The organism is Arenibacter nanhaiticus (assembly GCF_900141935.1).
Taxonomy (GTDB): Bacteria; Bacteroidota; Bacteroidia; order Flavobacteriales; family Flavobacteriaceae; genus Arenibacter; species Arenibacter nanhaiticus.
The window spans coordinates 1-19,351 of record NZ_FQYX01000038.1; the positions used below are offsets into that span (position 1 = coordinate 1).

Annotated in this window: 9 protein-coding genes and 1 pseudogene; 8 read left to right on the plus strand and 2 right to left on the minus strand. The window is 37.8% G+C overall.

Annotated features, from left to right (window positions below; genetic code table 11):
• Both BUA16_RS16250 and metE read left to right on the plus strand, forming a co-directional pair.
• Positions 1–241, plus strand: a 241-nt coding sequence (locus BUA16_RS16250) for an ATP-binding protein (protein WP_178338905.1), incomplete at its 5' end; no start/stop codon positions are given.
• Positions 242–329: 88 nt separating this feature from the next.
• Positions 330–1,637 (plus strand): annotated as a pseudogene (gene metE / locus BUA16_RS16255) (5-methyltetrahydropteroyltriglutamate--homocysteine S-methyltransferase); the annotation flags it as partial.
• A gap of 169 nt (positions 1,638–1,806) precedes the next feature.
• On the opposite strand, the gene BUA16_RS16260 reads toward metE, so the two are convergent.
• On the minus strand, positions 1,807–4,797 hold the full coding sequence (locus tag BUA16_RS16260; RefSeq protein ID WP_072765797.1) for a ligand-binding sensor domain-containing protein: 2,991 nt from the start codon (positions 4,795–4,797) through the stop codon (positions 1,807–1,809).
• A gap of 288 nt (positions 4,798–5,085) precedes the next feature.
• Here BUA16_RS16260 and BUA16_RS16265 point away from each other — a divergent pair, with 288 nt between their 5' ends.
• The 5 genes from BUA16_RS16265 (at position 5,086) to BUA16_RS16285 (ending at position 17,032) form a co-directional block, all read left to right on the plus strand.
• Positions 5,086–8,199: a SusC/RagA family TonB-linked outer membrane protein gene (locus BUA16_RS16265; protein ID WP_072765798.1), complete on the plus strand. Its 3,114-nt coding sequence runs from the start codon at positions 5,086–5,088 to the stop codon at positions 8,197–8,199.
• A gap of 12 nt (positions 8,200–8,211) precedes the next feature.
• Positions 8,212–9,951: a RagB/SusD family nutrient uptake outer membrane protein gene (locus BUA16_RS16270; protein ID WP_072765799.1), complete on the plus strand. Its 1,740-nt coding sequence runs from the start codon at positions 8,212–8,214 to the stop codon at positions 9,949–9,951.
• Positions 9,952–10,735: 784 nt separating this feature from the next.
• Positions 10,736–12,385: a beta-N-acetylhexosaminidase gene (locus tag BUA16_RS16275; RefSeq protein WP_072765800.1), complete on the plus strand. Its 1,650-nt coding sequence runs from the start codon at positions 10,736–10,738 to the stop codon at positions 12,383–12,385.
• Positions 12,386–12,511: 126 nt separating this feature from the next.
• Positions 12,512–15,676: a beta-galactosidase, LacZ type gene (locus BUA16_RS16280; protein ID WP_072765801.1), complete on the plus strand. Its 3,165-nt coding sequence runs from the start codon at positions 12,512–12,514 to the stop codon at positions 15,674–15,676.
• 81 nt (positions 15,677–15,757) lie between these two features.
• Positions 15,758–17,032 (plus strand): glycoside hydrolase family 27 protein, encoded by a 1,275-nt coding sequence (locus tag BUA16_RS16285; RefSeq protein ID WP_084668532.1) that lies wholly within the window; start codon positions 15,758–15,760, stop codon positions 17,030–17,032.
• 425 nt (positions 17,033–17,457) lie between these two features.
• On the opposite strand, the gene BUA16_RS16290 is transcribed toward BUA16_RS16285, so the two are convergent.
• A complete protein-coding gene (locus tag BUA16_RS16290; protein WP_072765802.1) occupies positions 17,458–18,015 on the minus strand; it encodes an RNA polymerase sigma factor in 558 nt (185 codons plus the stop codon).
• A gap of 111 nt (positions 18,016–18,126) precedes the next feature.
• On the opposite strand from BUA16_RS16290, the gene BUA16_RS16295 reads away from it, so the two are divergent.
• A complete protein-coding gene (locus tag BUA16_RS16295; RefSeq protein WP_072765803.1) occupies positions 18,127–19,281 on the plus strand; it encodes a FecR family protein in 1,155 nt (384 codons plus the stop codon).
• Positions 19,282–19,351 lie beyond the last annotated feature (70 nt).

Here is a 19,351-nt window from a genome sequence, read left to right on the forward strand (position 1 = left end):
CTTCCCAGTGGAAAAGAACCAGGCGGTAGCTCTGTTTAATTTTATCAATCAATTATATGAAAACACCTGCTTTATCATTACCACAAATAAAATGGCCGCCGATTGGGCCAGAATGCTGGATGATGAAGTGCTGGCTACAGCGCTACTTGATAGATTGCTCTACCGATGTGACGTAATGAATCTATCTGGAAAAAGTTATAGAATGGAGAATAGAAAAACTTTTTTTGAACAGAAGGAATAACCTCATTATATTTACAAAGATTGTGCATTCTTGTTGCCAAAAACTGTGCACTCTTATTTGCCAATTTCTGAGCATTGTTACTTACCGATTACATCTTGAAAATGATGAAGAAAATCTACCTTCAGAAATAAAACAATGGTTAGCATTTTCTAAACAGAAACTGGTAGAATTAGGGGACTTAAAAGCATTGGCTTCTGATTCTTATACCGAGGAAATTGAAGGCAAGCTTCGATTAAACAAGGAAGCGTTCTTAAGCAGAAAGGCTTCGGCAACGATACATCACCATCCTACCAAGGAAAGGGTGAGCAGGCTTAACGCTAAGGATAGTTCTAGAAATAATGCCTTTTCGGTGCGTAGGGAAGCGCAACAAAAGGAATTGCAGCTGCCTTTATTTCCCACTACTACTATAGGCTCTTTTCCGCAGACCAATGAAGTAAGGAAATGGCGCGCTCAAAATAAAAAAGGTGCCATCAGTCAAGAAACTTATGACGAACTGCTTCAAGAAGAAACCGAAGAGACAATTCGTTTTCAGGAAGAAATAGGACTGGATGTTCTTGTTCATGGAGAATTTGAACGAAATGATATGGTGGAATATTTTGGAGAAAAACTCCATGGTTTTGCATTTTCGAATAATGGATGGGTGCAGAGTTATGGGAGTCGTTGTGTAAAACCTCCAATTATCTATGGCGATGTACATAGGGATCAACCAATGACCGTAAAATGGACTTCGTATGCGCAATCCTTGACCCAAAAGCCAGTGAAGGGAATGCTTACTGGTCCGGTTACTATTTTGCAGTGGTCCTTTGTGCGCAATGATCAGCCACGATCGGTTACTTGTAAACAGATAGCCCTAGCGATCAGGGACGAAGTGGTAGATTTGGAAAGCGCGGGCATAAAGGTTATTCAAATAGACGAACCTGCCATACGAGAAGGCTTGCCTTTGCGTAAAGAGTATTGGAAAGCATACTTGGAATGGGCTGTGGAAAGTTTCCGTATTTCGGCATGCGGCGTGGCCGACAAAACCCAAATACATACCCATATGTGCTATTCCGAGTTTAATGATATTATCGAGAGTATAGCGGCCTTGGATGCCGATGTTATCACTATTGAAACATCGCGCTCAGAAATGGAGCTGCTCGATGCTTTTGTGAATTTTAAATACCCTAACGAAATTGGACCGGGAGTATATGATATTCACTCGGCGAGAGTGCCTAATGAGGAGGAGATGGAAATCTTAATACACAAGGCAGCTAGTCTTTTGCCAAAGGAAAACATTTGGGTGAACCCAGATTGCGGATTAAAGACCAGGGATTGGCCCGAAACAAAATTGGCATTGATTAATTTGGTAAAAGTAGCTAAGAAATTAAGAAAAGAAGCTCTTGTTGCTACAGCATAAAAGCCTATCTGTAAATCCCCCGAGTTCTCTTTCGGGGGATTTTTACAGTACTTATGCTTCTGTGTAAAACGACTTATTCTATGGTAATGCCGCTTTCTATTTCTTTGGTTTTTATTTTGGGTTTCCAAAATAGATTTTTGTTCAACGCCATCGCAAAAAGTCTAAGCTATCAGTTTAGATTTTCGAAAAAATCTTCAAAACTCTGATTTTCCAATATATTCAGTTTTTTTCGTAGTCTATGTCGGGCAACCTTTACCGAACTTAAGGAGATGCCAAAAAGTGTTGCGATATGCTGGGAGTTGAAATTTAATTTGATAAGGGCACAAAGCCTCACCTCGCGATCGCTGAGTCTAGGGCAGTAGTTTTTTAGATTCTTAATAAAGGTGGTATGTATTTGATTGAACAAGTTGTAAAAGTTTTCCCAATCTTTATCCAGCATCAAACTATCGTCAATTAAGTTAACGATCTTTTTTAGGTTTCTCTTTTTTGGGACATCTTGCTTGGTCTCTACCAAAAGATTGTCCTTTATTTCCGTAAGCAAATGGTTTTTATGGATGGCCCGAAGCGTGTAGTTGGTGAGTTCCTCGGTTTTAAAATTCAGTTCGTTTCGTAACTTTTTTTGACTTAATTTTTGGTTTTCCTTTTCGGCGTTTAACAAGGCAATACGGCTTTGGTAAACTTGGTTTTGTTGTTTTTTTACTTCCTCGGTTTTTGTAGTGACCAACTCCTGTAATTTTTGTCGTTGTTTTGAAATAGAAGAAATTCTCCATTTTAAAAATAACAACACCAAGCCAAGGATGCTTAATATGCATAGAATTTTTACCCATGTTTTTTGCCAAAAAGAAGGAAGAACGGTGATGTTGATCGCGGAAATGGATCCGTGGTCACTAGTCATATTTTTAGCAGCACTGACTTTTAAGGTGTATTCTCCGGGTTTTAAATTAGAAAATGTTAGTACTTGTTGATTCCCAATTGTTTGCCAGTCTTTGTTGAGTCCTTCTAGTTTATACCTATATATGTTCTTTTTTGGGCTCCAATAGTTAGAGCTGGAAAAGTTTACCGAGAAAAGCTGGTCCTCGGGCTTTATAATCAACTGTTCTTGTGGCTTGGTGCCAAAGGAAATTTCTTGTGTTTCGTTTTTACTCAATACCGATATGGAAGTAAAAAATACCTTTGGAGCGATGCTATTGTTTGGTTTTAAATCTGAAGCTTTAAAATAGGACAACCCATGAGGGCCTCCCATAAAAATAGTACCTTCCTTATTAATGGTAGCACTCCCTCCTTGGAAGGCTTGTATGCCATCCAAAAACCCGTAATTTTCTATGGAATTATCTGGTTTTATTTTACTGAGTCCTAGGTTAGTGCTGCACCAAATATTTTTATCATCATCTAAAAAAAGGCCGCTAATAATGATAGCATTCAACCCCTGATTTTTTCCAATTCTTTCAAAACTGTCGGTATTTCTACGATATCGATTTAAACCAAAACCATAGGTGCCTATAAGTAAGGAAAGGTCTTCGTCTTCGGCAATGGAAAGGATTCTGTTTCCACTAAGGGTGGTAGTGTCATTTTTAATAGAATTATATTTTTTCAGGCCGTTTTTGGTAAACACATTCAGTCCTAAGGAGGTGCCCACCCACATATCGCCTTTGACATCTTTATAAAGACAAGTAATGACATCGGAGTTTAAATTTGGGTCCGTGGCTACGGAATGAGTTTTTATGACTTGTAAATTGGTATTGTATATTTTAATGCCTGTGTTGCTGCCTACCCAAATATTGCCATTGTCATCTTTTTCGATTCCAAAAATCTCCTTGTTATTGTGACGCTGCTCGGCCTGTAAAAACTTCTCTAGCCTTGTATCATAAATATTTAGACCACCACCTAGGGTGCCAATCCAAATCCGGTTTTGGCCGTCTTCAAAAAGTGACAAAACATTGTTGCCACTTAAATCACTTTCGTCTTTTGGATTATCAATAAAAACAGAAACTTCTCCTGTTTTTGGACGGTATCTTCGCAAACCATTCCTACCAGCCGTAAACCAAATGTCGCCATTAGAGGTCTCTAAAACCTGAGAACCTTGACTGTCCTTTTGGTTAAAATGAACGTCGGAAGGAGGAATATTGAAAATGATGCTGTTGTTTTTGAAAAAATTGACACCACCATGTACCGTACCGATCCAAATAATATTGTCATTGCCTTGGTGAATAGAGAGTATGGAGTTGTCAGAAATAGGTAAGCGGCTATAGTTATTTTGTTGAAAAGATGTAAAACCATCGGTTTCCGGAAGGTATAAATTTAAGCCGCCACCATCGGTCCCTGCCCAAAGATTATTGTCTTTGTCTACACATAAGGATAGTATAATATTATTGGTAATGCTTTTTGAATTTATGCTTTCCGATGCGGTGTATTGGCTGGTCGCATCATTATGGACATTATACTTAAATAAGCCATTGCCATTGGTGGCGATCCATAGGTTGTTGTCTTGGTCCATGGCAATGGTTGTAATTGGTGAATTGTTCTTGGTTTGGTTAAATTTTGTTGGGGAGAATTTCGAATCTTTATATTTTATAATCCTTCCCCAGCTGGTGCTTATCCAAATAGTTCCATCCTTATCTTGAATAATACCAGTAGCAAAGCCCTTTTTATTTGGTCCATTCTTTGAAGTCAATAGGTGCTCAATCTGGGCTTTGTTGTTTTCATAGGACAAGGAGATAATGGTTCCAGAGACTGAACTGCACCAGAGCTTGTTGTTTACTTCTGTGATACTTAAAACATTTGAGGTCAAGTCTTTGTTGATGCTGGCGTTGTCGGATAGCCAAATTTCAAAACCATCTTTTTCTTGATTAAAAATATAGAGTCCCCCTGTTGTAGCAGCCCAAATCCTACCATGGGAATCTTGAAAAATATCGTTTGTCTCATAATGTTCTTTTAACAAATGGTAGGTCTTTGTTGTTTGTCCATTGTATCGATAGATACCCAGTCTTGTGCCAAACCATAAATAACCATCCTTGTCCTGAAGGATGTTGTTAATGCGGTAATCCGTGACGCCATTTTCGTAGGCTATATTTTGAAACTGTAAAATCCTATTTTGGGAGAAGGATAAAAAGCTCAAAAAAAACAATATAAGGGTGGTGGTTGGTAACTTATAATTGGTCATTTGTTAACTTAAAATTAATGCTAGCTAATATAGTATAAAATCGATACTAATACTATTACTGTTAGGTTTTGGAAGTATTTAAATAAATTCTTTTTAACAGCTAATGTAACCATCTTATGACGTTGAGCGAAACGAGATGTAACCTAAATGTAGTCTTATGTAACCTAGATTTATACCCTGAACATTATTAATATTTAAGGCGTTATGTTAATTTTCGTTAAAATTTGAAGGCTGTGGAATAAATTTTATTACAGCTAACAAATAGTAAATTAACCTAAACCATTTTTTATGAAAAGAATTGTGATTTTTTGCTGTTTATTTATGATGCAACTGCATCTGAGTGCTCAGCAGCCGACTATTACCGTTAGCGGTAAAGTCATGGATGCGGAAACAGGTGACCCCATACCTGGTGCCAGTGTTGTTGAAAAAGGAACTGCCAAAGGGGTAGTAACCGATTTTGATGGAGAATTTGAATTTAAGGTTTCTGGTAATGCTACTTTAGAAGTAAGTTATTTGGGATATGCCAGTGCTTCGGTGAAGGTAAATGGCCGCACCCAAATAAATATTAGTCTAGAGCCGCAAGCTCAGGAGCTAGGAGAAGTTGTTCTTGTAGGTTATGGAAGCCAGAAAAAAGAAAACCTTACTGGGTCCGTAAGTACTATTGCAGCCGAGCAAATAGAAAGTCGCCCGGTAAACAACGTGATGCAGGCCTTGCAAGGAGCAGCTCCTGGATTATTGTTAACAGTAGGAAATTCTGGTGGTGAGCCGGGTGCCAACATGAATATGAGTATTCGTGGTGTTGGTAATCTTCAGGGTACTGGGTCTCCATTGGTAATTGTTGATGATATTCCATTGGACAACCCATCGGACTTAAATAATATTAATCCAAATGATATTGAAACCGTTTCTGTTCTTAAAGATGCTGCTTCTTCAGCTATTTACGGATCGCGAGCTGCTTTTGGGGTGATTATCGTGAAAACTAAAAGTGGTGAATCCTTGGACGGTAATAAGTTAACCTATTCTAATAGTTTTATCTACTCTTCTCCTTTGAATACGCCTGATATGATGAACTCATTGGAGTTTGCCAACTATTTTAATCTTGCTGCTACCAATGGTGGTAGTGGAGCTGTATTCTCGGATGAGGTGATGGAGCGTATTAAGGCTTATCTAGCTGACCCAGAGAACACTCCGGTAACCGTTCCAAATGCGGATGGTACCCGTTGGCAACAGTATACTGGCTCTAACGCCAATACCAATTGGTTTAAAGAAATGTACAAGAGTGTTGTAATGCGCCAGCAGCACAACCTTAGTTTTTCTGGAAAACAAAAAGGAGTGAATTATAATGTTTCCGGATCTATTTTAGATGCTCCTGGTATTATGAATTATGGAGATGATGCTTATAAGCGCTATACCTTTAATTCTAAGGTTTCTAGTAAAATGAACGATTGGCTTACTTTTGAGGCCAATTTAAGGTTGTCTCGTGCCGAGACTGACCGTCCTAGCTACGACAGAGGTCTTTATTTGCACAACATAGCCAGAAGATGGCCAGTTAATGGTGTGGTAATGCCTAATGGTAGCTATAGTGATGGTTCCGAAATTCCATTTCTTTTACAAGGGGGGCGATACAAAGAAACAGATCAAAGTTTAGATGGGTCGGTGAATTTTGTAATAGAACCTATTAAGGACTTAAAAATTAAGCCTAGCCTTCTGTATCGTACCAATAACTTCAACTATGGAAATCACAATGCCAAGGTATCGGTTATAGAGCCTGATGGTGAGGAGAGATTTGTAAGAAGTAACAACGGTTTTTCTAGATATGCTAGTGAGCGTACATATTTGTCGCCTAACTTGGTAGTTTCTTATGAAAAGTCGGTTAACGAAGCGCATAATTTTGCCGGTTTAGTTGGATACCAGCAAGAAGAGACTAATTATACCAGTTTGTGGGGTGCGAAAAATGATCTTATCACCGACGGTGTTCCTTCTATTTCTACTGGGGTAGGTGAGGACAATGTTAATGATTCTGCTGGATCATATGCTACACAAGGGTATTTCGGTAGATTTACTTATAACTACAAGGAAAAATATCTGTTTGAAGTTAACGGTCGTTATGATGCCTCTTCGCGTTTTGCATCGGATAGTCGTTGGGATTTCTTCCCATCTGTTTCTGCAGGATATAATATTGCCAAGGAAAATTTTTGGACAATAGATCAGATCGAAATGTTCAAGCTTCGTTATTCAACAGGTAGCATTGGGAATCAAAACGTACCTAATTATCTATATGTAGGTCGTATGCCAATTAGAACCAACTTATGGTGGTTGGGTAACAACGGGAGACCTAATTATACTTTAACTCCTGGTATTATCAGTCCAGATATTACCTGGGAAACTGTTTCTACGGATAACTATGGTGTTGATGTAGCTGCCCTTAACAATCGTTTACAGTTCTCGTTCGAATATTTTATCAGGACTACAAAAGATATGTTTGGTCCAGCAGAACGTCTACCAGCAGTTTTAGGAACCAATGCCCCACAATCGAATAATGCCAACTTGGAGACCAAAGGTTTTGATTTCAACGTATCATGGAAGGATATGATTGGAGATGTTGGGTATAATGTTGGACTAGTACTTTCTGATGCGGTAACAACCGTAACTGAATATTCTAACCCTAACAACTTATTGAATACCTACAGAGCTGGCCAAAAATTAGGAGAAATCTGGGGCTTCGAAACTGTAGGTTTATACCAGAATCAGGCAGAAATAGATAATGGGGCCGATCAAACTCCAATATATGGAGGCGTATGGTATCCTGGAGATGTACAATACAAGGATCTAAACGGAGATGGAAAAGTAGATTATGGAGATTCTACTTCAGACAATCCTGGGGATAGAAAGGTAATAGGAAACTCAACTCCTAGATATTCTTTTGGATTTAATGCTGGATTGGATTATAAAGGATTCGATTTTGCCATGCTTTGGCAAGGAGTTGCTAAAAGAGAAGTATGGGCCGGTGGCGCATATACTTTTGGAGCAGTGGGTAACCTTTGGCAATCTGCAGGAATGAAAGAACATTTAAATTATTGGTCAGAAGAGAATCCAAATGGATTTTTCCCAAGACCAACCTTTAGATCTACTTGGAGAAACCAGCAGACTCAAACTAGATATTTACAGGACGCTGCTTATATACGTTTAAAAAATATAAGCTTAGGATATAATTTCCAATCTAATGTGCTTGAGTCTTTGGGGCTAAAAAAGCTTAGATTGTTTGTGACTGGAGAGAACTTGGTTACTATCTCTGATATATCTGGAATTTTTGATCCTGAAGCAACCGGAGGGTATTGGGGTAACGGAAAAATCTATCCGCTACAAAAATCATACTCAATGGGATTGAACGTACAATTTTAAATTATAAACAACATGAAAAAAATAAAATACATTGCATTTTTGTTACTAGGGGTCTTTGCTATCTCTTGTAGTGATGATATGCTAAACAAACTTCCGGAAGATGAAATTTCTCCGGAACAATATTGGAAAACTCCCAATGACCTAGCCTTGTTCTTGAATCAATTCTATACCACATTCCCTGTCCATAGCGGCTGGAATGGTGGAATATTCGAGTTTGATAACAACAGTGATAACTTGGCCGATGTTAGTATCAATACAAGGTTTGTAGGTAGTAATACCACTGCGCCAACTTCCGATGGTAACTGGAACGGAAATTACAGTAATATTAGGAATGTAAACTATTATTTGGAAAATAGTGCCACTGCAGAAGGTCCTGCTGATCTAATAGAGGCCTATAATGGGGAAGCTTATTTTTTTAGAGCAATGTTTTATTTCGAATTATTGCAAAGATTTGGTGGAGTACCGTATATTGATAAGGTCTTAAATACCGATTCTCCAGAATTAATGTCGGCAAGAATGCCAAGAAATGAATTGGCAACAAAAATTATTGAAGACTTGGATAAGGCAATAGCTATGCTTCAGCCAAAAGCATCTACTGAAGCCTTTAGAGTGCATAGAGGAATGGCATTGGCATTAAAATCGAACGTAGCGCTTTACGAAGGTACTTGGGAGAAATACCACCAAGGAACTCCGTTTGCCGCTCCTGTGAACGAAAGTGCCAAGTTTTTACAAATGGCTGCAGATGCCGCAGAAACAATAATAAATGAAGGGAATTATGCACTTTACAATAATGGTGAGGCCAATACTTATTGGGATTTATTCACTAAGGTGGACTATTCTAATATTTCAGAGGTGATGTTTTGGAAGAAATATGACGTTAATGAAGGGATAGAACATAAAGTTGGTCATTATATTCCTCAAAGTGGAGCAGGTACTGGGGTAACCAAATCCTTAGTAGATTCTTATTTAAGTATAGACGGACAGCCTATAGGCGTAAGTCCATTGTACAATTCGAGTCAAGAAAGCAGTCTTTCAGATATTGTTGTGAATAGAGATCCAAGACTAGCCCAGACAATTTGTACTCCTGGAGATCTTATTACTGAAAGAGATGGTAATGACGATATATTCTTCGAATTTCCAACATTTAGAGAAAATAATGAGGTAGTATCTACTACTGGGTATCAAATTTATAAAGGAGGTAGTACTGATGAGGAACAAAGATATAACAGTTTTATTGGTGCAATCATTTACCGTTACGCAGAGGTTCTTTTGAATTATGCCGAGGCTAAAGCTGAGTTGGGAACTTTGACACAAGGAGATTTGGATAAATCTGTTAATCTATTAAGGGCCCGTGTTGGAATGCCTTCACTTACAATTGCTCCGGTTGCAGATCCGAACAAAGCATTTCCTGGTGTAAGCGATCTTATTAATGAGATAAGAAGAGAGCGTAGAGTAGAATTAGCATTGGAAGGTAAGCGTTTTGATGACCTTATGCGATGGAAAGCCGATCATCTTATCATTGGGAAAAGACATCAAGGATTTAAAATTGTCGGTAGTGATATGGAAGCTGAATTTCAAGATTTAATAGGAAGTTCTATCCTTGTTAATGCCGATGGCTATATTGATCCATATATCAACGCTGTTCCGGCCGGATTTGGTTTCAATCCTAATAGAGACTATTTGTCGGCTATTCCATCCGAACAAATTGTATTGACAGATGGTGCCATTACACAAAACCCTGGTTGGGAATAGAAGCTAACAAAGAAATGAATTTCCTAATATAGGAAATCAGTATATATCAAGTTATTAGTTAGTTTATTTGTTTAGTTTTAGAAATCCTGTTCAGTCCTTATTGGCTGAGCAGGATTTTTTTTGCTTACGAGTTAAGCAAAACTGTTTATTTATATGGTTTACAATGGGAATGCAATATTAATCTAAGGTTTTAGTGTCTTTAAGTCCAGGGTTAATAATATTTGTACGACCATTTCTTAAGAAGGCAAGTAGCGACCGTGAAACGTCTATCCTAATGCAGCCTTCATTAAATATCGTCGCCTTTTTTTTTAGAGGTGTAAATAGGAAATACATATGTCTTGCGTACTACAAATTAATTAGATTAAATCGTTGAAGACCCATTTGGTAAAATGATTTTGTATAAAAGCTTTGTTTAATATTTTTTCAGTCCACAAGTGTTTTTGTGGTTAGGAGCTATACCGGTGTTTGCAATGATATTGATGTGATTGGTAACCAAATTTTTAGTAGTTGGGTATGGGTTTTATAGCTTAAATAAAATATAAAACATTGATATGTAGTGGTTAATGTTTTTATAATTGTTTTTGAAGTAACCTTAATGTATTACTTATGTAACCTAAATGTTGCCTTTTGTTTTTTTAAAGAAGGGAGTAGAGTTTCTACATTACATTAGGAGAAATATAAAGATTCCGAGGCGTTGGATAACCATTATATACAATTGTACAAGGAAAAGTATTAAAAATAAGAACCTAATTAAAAAGAATAGAAATTAAAGAAAGATCAAATTATGAATAGAGTATTATACTTGTTGGTTGCTTTTTGTTCCTTTTGGGCACAAGGACAATTTATCCCAGCACCCGATAATGTGAGTTATCAAGAAGGTAGTTTTGTGCTAGACAACAGTACAGGGGTTGTTTTAGAAAAAATAAGTAATGACGAAGGGAAAGCCTTAGTGCAGTACTTGTCTAAAAAGATTGAAGATGAGACGGCTGTTAAGATCAGTCAGAAAAAAACAACCCAAAAGAATATTGTTTTTGAACTGACAGAAAGAGCCGATAAGGAGCTGGAGGATGAGGGGTATAAGTTAAAAATATCATCTTCAGAGATTCGGATAACGGCTAATTTTAGAGCAGGACTTTTTTATGGAGTACAGTCGCTGTTGCAATATGTGTATAGCAACAATACCCAACAGCCAATACAATTGGCAAACTTGGAAGTAACAGATTCTCCCAACGTAAAATGGAGAGGGTTTGTGCTAGATGTGAGCCGGCATTTTTATTCGGTAAAGACCATAAAAGAAATGCTAGATCTTATGGCTTTTTATAAATTGAATGTTTTTCATTGGCACCTTACCGATAATGAGGGCTGGCGTTTAGAAATTAAAAAGTATCCTAAATTAACTTCTGTGGGAGCTTGGAGAAAAGAGATCCCAGGAAGTGTAATCTATAAGCCAGACTCAACCTATGTGAAAAAACTAGACGGAAAACCTTTTATTTATGGGGGTTATTACTCCCAAGATCAGGTAAAAGAAATTGTCGCATATGCGCAAGAAAGAAATATTACAGTTATTCCAGAAATCGATATGCCAGGGCATTCTGGCGCGGCTTTAACGGCATATCCAGAATTCTCTTGCGAAAAACATATTCAGGAAACTCCAAATTCTACCTTATGGAACGGCGTTGTAAATCCATTGGATGTTAATTTAAATTACTGTGCAGGACAAGAATCGACCTTCGAATTTTTGGAGGATGTGTTAACAGAAGTGTTGGCCCTTTTTCCCTCGACCTACATTCATGTTGGGGGCGATGAAGTAGATAAATCCTATTGGGAAAAATGCGATAAGTGTCAAGTTAGAATGAAGGAAGAGAAATTAGGGGATGCCCATGAATTACAGAGTTATTTTATAAAAAGAATGGCTAGGTTCTTGGAGGAAAACGACCGTAAACTTATTGGTTGGGACGAAATTCTGGAAGGTGGAGCACCTAAAAATGCTATGGTAATGAGCTGGAGAGGTGAAAAAGGAGGTATAGCAACGGCCAAATTAAAACAAGAGGTGATTATGGTACCCAGTAATCCTTTATACTTTAATCGATATCAAGACGATCCCGAGAATGAACCTTTTGCTGCGAGTTTTTCTATCAACACTTTAGAAAAGGTTTACCAATATAATATTATTCCCGATGTCCTTTCCGAAGAAGAAAAAAAATACATAAAAGGGGCGCAATTTGCCATATGGACCGAGTTTATATCTTCTGTAGAGCATTTAGAATATATTTTATTGCCTAGAATGCCGGCTTTTGCCGAAAATTTGTGGTCTAAGCCCCAAAATAAAAATTATGAAGATTTTATCTCGCGCTTACATAAGGGACATTTTGAATATTGGAAGCGAAATGGAATACGTTTCCATCCCAAAGAATATCAAAAGTCGATTTATTAAGACTGCTGTGGACGGTTTTGACGATTCTTTTTTGAAGTTTAAGAAAAGGGTTGTAATTATGTCAGACATAATAAATCCGAAGCGGAGTCATAGCCGTTTCGGATTGAATTAATTTAGTTATACGTCATGATCAAAAAAATTATAGCACTAGGCCTTTTGTTCAGTTGCTGGACAATTTTTTCCCAAGAAAACGATTGGGAGAATCCATTGGTAATCGAAAAAAACAAATTGGCCCCTAGAGCAACTTCGGTGTCATATCCCAACGAGGCCTTGGCCTTGAAAGGGGATATTAGCAGTTCTCCAAGGTATAAATCCTTAAATGGGAACTGGAAATTTAATTGGGTGCCTACGCCAGATTTGGCTCCTAAAGATTTTTATAAACAAGAATATAACAGTGAAGCTTGGGGAGAAATTCCTGTTCCGGCCAACTGGGAACTTAATGGGCATGGTATGGCTATTTACACCAATGTAGTGTATCCTTTTGTTCCTGTGGCACCACCTTTTGTTCCAGAAGACGATAATCCTACGGGTAGTTATTTAACCTCTTTTTCATTGCCATCGGACTGGAGTGATAAAAAAGTTGTCCTTCATTTTGGAGGGGTAAGTTCGGCCTTTTATGTATGGGTCAATGGCGTAGAAGTAGGGTATAGTCAAGATAGTAGGCTACCGGCAGAATTTGATATCACGCCGTATTTGGTAGAGGGGGAAAATAAGTTGGCGGTAAAGGTGTATCGTTGGAGTGACGGTTCTTACCTAGAAGATCAAGATCATTGGAGGCTGAGCGGTATTCATAGAGATGTATATCTAGAAGCCATGCCAAAAGTGCATATTAACGACTTTTTTGTACTCACCGAACTCGACGAAGATTATAAAAATGCGACTTTAAAAATAAAAACCACCTTCACTAATGAAGATGACCTTGACCTAGATGGTTATAAAATCAAGGCCCAATTGTTCTCTGCTAAAGGGAAACCAGTTTTGGACACTTTATTAGAGAGAAATGTGAACGATTTATTAAAGCAATGGTCGCCACCAAGGGGACAAAAGAATTTTGCTTCCTTAGAAAAAGAAATCAAAAATCCTCTAAAATGGTCAGCAGAGTTTCCTTACCTCTATAAGCTAGTATTATACCTAGAGGATGCGCAAGGTACCTTATTGGAAACTAGAAGTGTTAAAGTCGGGTTTAGAGAAATAGAAGTAGTAGAGGGGGAGCTATTGGTGAACGGAAAGCCTGTGTTGTTGTATGGTGTCAATAGGCATGACCATGATGAAAATACAGGGAAAGTGGTTAGCTATGAAACCATGTTGAAGGATGTACTGTTGATGAAGCAGTTTAATTTTAACGCGGTACGTACCGCGCATTACCCCAACGACCCAACTTGGTACGACTTATGCGACGAGTACGGTATTTATGTAATGGACGAGGCCAATTTGGAGACACACGGATTGGGAGGAACACTTTCGAACGTTCCAATGTGGAGCTATGCGTTTTTAAAACGGGGTATAGCCATGGTAGAAAGAGATAAAAACCACCCTTCTATTATTTCATGGTCCTTAGGGAATGAAAGCGGAATGGGGCCAAACCATGCGGCAATGGCCGGTTGGATCAAAGATTATGACCCTTCTCGATTGTTGCATTACGAGGGAGCACAGGATTTAATAAATACGGGGCAACCTAACCTAAAGCCCGATCCTGCCTATGTCGATATATTAAGTAGAATGTATAACGATGTAGACTATATGGTAGAATTGGCACAGCAAAAAAACGATAATAGACCTATTATTTGGTGCGAATACGCACACGCCATGGGGAATTCCTTGGGCGATTTTGTGTCGTTTTGGGACGCGATAAAAGCAGAGAAACGTTTAATCGGTGGATTTATATGGGATTGGACCGATCAGGGAATTGCTAGAACCGATGAAAATGGCAAAAAATATTGGGCCTATGGAGGCGATTTTGGAGAAACCATTCATTTGGGGAATTTTTGTATCAATGGTGTGGTATCCCCAGACCAATCCCCAAAACCAGCCCTTTGGGAAAGTAAAAAAGTCTTTCAGCCTATAAGCATCCAAAATATTGATCTTGAGAAGGGAGAATTTGTCGTAAAAAACTGGCATCATTTTGCAAACTTGGATAAGTACAATGTAAATTGGAGCTTAAGTGCCAACGGCATTGAAATTCAATCCGGAAAATTAGCGCCAATTTCATTGGAGGCCGGAGGTAGTAAAACAATCTCAATCCCTTTTAAGAAGCCAAGGATAAAAGAAGGAGAGGACTATTACTTAAAACTTTCTTTCGTATTAAAAGAAGATGCTTCTTGGGCAAAAAAAGGTCATGAAGTGGCATGGGAGCAATTTGAGATGCCCTGGAAGTTTATGGGTGATACCGCCGAAAACTTCGCTAAAATGAAGGAGGTAGTTTTGGAAAAAAGAGCCGATGAAACGTCTATTTCTTTGAATTCATTCCGCCTTGGTTTTGATAACACGAATGGGCTTCTTTCTTCCATTAAAAAGGATGGTAAAGAATGGCTAAAAGCTCCTTTAACGGTAAATTTCTGGCGTGCATTAACCGATAACGACGAAGCTAGCCAAGTTGAAAAAAGACAGGGCTTCTGGAAAAATACCCAGGAAAGAAGCCAATTGCTAGACTTTAATGTGCAGGAAGTAAATTCAAAACTTATAACGGTAACAACCAAGACAAAACTACATAAAAAAGATAGTGAGGATACCGCTGCAATTGTAAATACTATTTATAAGGTTTATGGAGACGGAACCATTAAAGTACAGTGTGCTATAGTACCCAATGAAGAATTGCCAGAATTGCCCAGGTTTGGTATGCAGGTGCAATTGAACGATGAATTTGATACTTTGGAATGGTTCGGAAGAGGGCCTCACGAAAATTATCAGGATAGAAAAACTGGCGCTGCCGTTGGTTTGTTCAAGAAATCCGTAAAGGGCGATTTTTTCGACTATGTAATGCCACAAGAAAGCAATAACTACACAGGAGTGCATTTTTTTAAATTGGTCAATAACAAAGGATCTGGGATTTATGTGAAAGGAGACCATGACTTGAGTATAAGTGCATGGCCCTATACTATGGAAGATATAGAAAAGGCAAAGCATATCAACGAATTACCGACAAGAAATTTGGTGACCCTAAATATCGATCATAAACAAATGGGTGTAGGTGGAGATAACAGCTGGAGTCTAAGGGCTAGACCACATGAGGAGTTTAGGTTAGCTTCACAACCATATACCTACAGCTATACTATAAAATTGTTGGATAAATAGAAATAATGGAAGAAATGGTTTCAAAGGATGTTATATTTTTGAACTACCATGAATTAATAGGAATTTAATAAATTAAAATACATGTATAAATTAATAGGAGCTACTTTTTCAATAGTATTTCTGTTGTGGGGGAATGACATTGATCCAAAAAAGAAAAACAAAACTCAAGAAAGAAAAGTAGCGGTCGTAAACCAACAGTTTCAGCCTCCGATGATGGGGTGGGCCAGTTGGAACAACTATAGGGTGAATATCAATGAGGACATCATAAAAGCACAGGCCGATGCCATGGCTACATCTGGACTAAAAGATGTTGGCTATTCTTATATTAATGTAGACGACGGATTTTTTGGGGGGAGAGATGAAAATGGCGCCCTATTGTATCATAAGGAGCGTTTTCCTAGCGGGATGAAATCGCTTGCCAAGTACATACATTCCAACGGGTTAAAGGCAGGGATATATTCGGATGCAGGGATTAATACCTGTGCGTCTTATTGGGATAAGGATACCATTGGTGTAGGCATGGGATTGTACGGTCACGAATACCAAGACTTAACTGTATTTCTTAAAAAGTGGGATTACGACTTCATCAAAATCGATTGGTGTGGCGGAGAATGGTTAGGATTAGATGAAGAGTCTAGATATACGGCCATTGGGAAGATGATCAAAGAGATCAAGCCTTCGGCCCAATACAATGTTTGTAGATGGGAATTTCCAGGGGAGTGGGTAACACAGGTAGCCGATTCATGGCGGATTTCTGGGGATATTGATAACACCTTTGAATCTATTTTGCATATTATTGACCTGAATGCCGATTTGTGGATGCATAGCAGTGCCGGGCATTACAATGATATGGATATGCTTCAGGTGGGTAGAGGAATGACTTATGAAGAAGATAAGGCGCATTTCTCTATGTGGAGTATAATGCATTCGCCGCTTTTGTTAGGAAACGACCTGACCACCATGAGCAAAGAAACCTTAGATATTGTAACCAACGAAGAAATAATCGCCCTTAATCAAAGTCCGTTTGTATACCAAGCAAGACGTTTGGTAGACCAAGGAGATTTGGAGGTATGGGCTAAGCCTATGGTTTCTACCATGAGTGGGGAAGTAGCTGTGGCGCTTTTAAACCGTTCTAAAGAAACTGCTACGATGCGTCTCGATATGGAAACCATTGGGATCGATACCGATAAAGGGTATACTATGCGCGATCTATGGGCTAAGAAAGACTTTTCCGTTTCAAAAGAAGATTACAAAACCTTTACGGTTCCAGCACATGGTGTGGTGGTTTTAAAAGTAAAAGGAACGGCATTGCCTTATAACCGTTTTCAGTATAAAGATAAGGCTGTAACTCCTTAAGTCTGCGAGAAAATAAATGTATCAAAAATAGCGGGGCATAGTAATGTCTCGCTTTTTTTGTTAAATTTTTAGAAATGGCTCCTTTAGGGGCCACAGTCTTAATATAATGGGTTGAATTAGTAAGTCTTTAAATAGGTGTTTATGAGAAGCAAACTCTTAGAGTGTTTTTAAAATTTTGAAAAGACACTATCCCGCCAATATTGACCGAAAACGATTTAAATAGACTGGTTTGCAATTCTTCGTACCAAGATTTACTAAAAAGGTTTCGTTCTTATCGCTCTGAAGGTATTTATACGCCCCTACAAAGGAAGGAACTATTGTATTTCTAGGATATGATGGAGGAGGAAAATGGAGAGGTAAGGCTGGCGATGCCTATGTGGCTTTTGCCTTGCCTTAGAGCCTATTAGTCATGAACGCTGTGATAATTATTCTTTTAAAAGAAAAAATAAGATGAGGCCATCCTTAAATTCCTCTCTTATTTTTGTAAAAGCAATCCGCATTTGAGATTCCACTGTTTTTATGGAGATCCCCAGTTCATCGGCAATTTCTTTATATTTTAAGCCCTTAAGTTTTAGGTTTAGGATTTCTTGGCAACGTTCTGGTAATTGCTCAATACTCTTTTTAAGGCGGTTGGTATAATCTTCGCTATCTATGTCATTTGTTTCGATAACTTCTTGTAAGGCTTCTTGCTTTAAATCCTCTAAGAAGGTTTGTTCTTTATTCCTTTGTCTTAAACTTTGTAAAAATAAATTATTGGACATTTTATAGAGGTAACTCTTGATAGAGGTGTGAATCACTATTGTTTCTCGTTTTCTCCACAACGTAACAAAAGTCAATTGTGCCAACTCTTCTGCCGTATCCAAGTCGGTTGTAAAACCTTTTAAATAGGCGCAAAGAGGTTGGTAATGAGTGTCAAAAAGCAATTTAAATGCGCTCTGGTCTCCATTTTTAATACCATCAATCAAATGCTTCTGATCTCTCAATTGTTCATCGTTTTTTTTATAGAAAGTGACAATAATATAAATAAATTAAAAAAATGTTAAGGGTAAATCATTTTTTCTGCATCATATAAGTGTACGCTAAATTTTTAAGGGTTGAAAAAGATTATAATTAAATATTTGAACGAAGAGATTTCTAAGGAGGAATTGCAGCTGTTGAGTGCATGGGTTAAAAAACCTGAAAATCAGGAAACCTTTAAATCTTATGTGCAAATAAATCATAAGCTGAACAAAACGTATCAAAAAGTAGATGCTGACAAAGCCTATAAAAAGATATTGGATCAACTCGATGATGTTCATTTAGAAAAAAGACCACAAATTATAAAGATTTCTTCAAATTGGTTGAGATATGCAGCGGTATTTATAGGTTTTCTCCTAATTGGTGTTGTGTTGATAAAGAAATTGGACAAAGAAGATAGTTTTGTCAGTACTTCAAATATTACCTTGGAGCTAGAAGATGGTAGTATCCAAATCGTGCATGAAAACCAAAATACAGTTATTGTAGATTCATTAGGACTAATTGTTTCTGAACAAAAAGAAAACGAATTGATTTATTTCGATAAGGTAGCATTAAGAGGCGCAGAAGAAAAAGAACCCCATTTTAATATCTTAAAAGTACCCTACGGTAAAACTTTCGGCATAGCACTTTCCGACGGTTCTAAAATTACTTTGAATGCCGGGTCACAACTAAAATATCCAGTTCATTTTGTCAAGGGAAAAAAACGGTCTGTAATTTTAAACGGAGAAGCGTATTTTGATATAGCCAAGGATACAGAACACCCTTTTGTGGTAAATACTAAGGATATGGACATTCAGGTATTAGGTACACAGTTTAATGTAACCTCTTATACACAGGACGAGAAAACCTATACGGTATTGGTAGAAGGTAAAGTAGCTGCCAAAAGTAAATTGCAAGAAAACGATTCCATCATATTAAGTCCAAATCAAAGAGTCTTTTTTGAGGAGGGGTATTTAAAGCATGAATCAGTGAAAATCGAAAAATATGTAGGATGGCTTTCAGGGCAGTTAGTGTTTATAGATGATTCTTTTGCCGTTATTGCTCATAAGCTAGAAAGGAAATTTGACCTTAAGATCGTTAATGAGTATCCGGCACTTGATGACATTACTATTACAGCGACTTTTAAAGATCAGGATATCCATGAAATATTAAAAACCTTTCAAACCTATCTACCTTTTAAGTACACCATAAAAAATGGAACGGTTACTATAACGGAACCAGATCAAAAATAATTAATAAAAAAATAGGGAAAATGCGGCAACATTTCCCCTATTACTTTAAATCCAAATTTAACTGAAATAT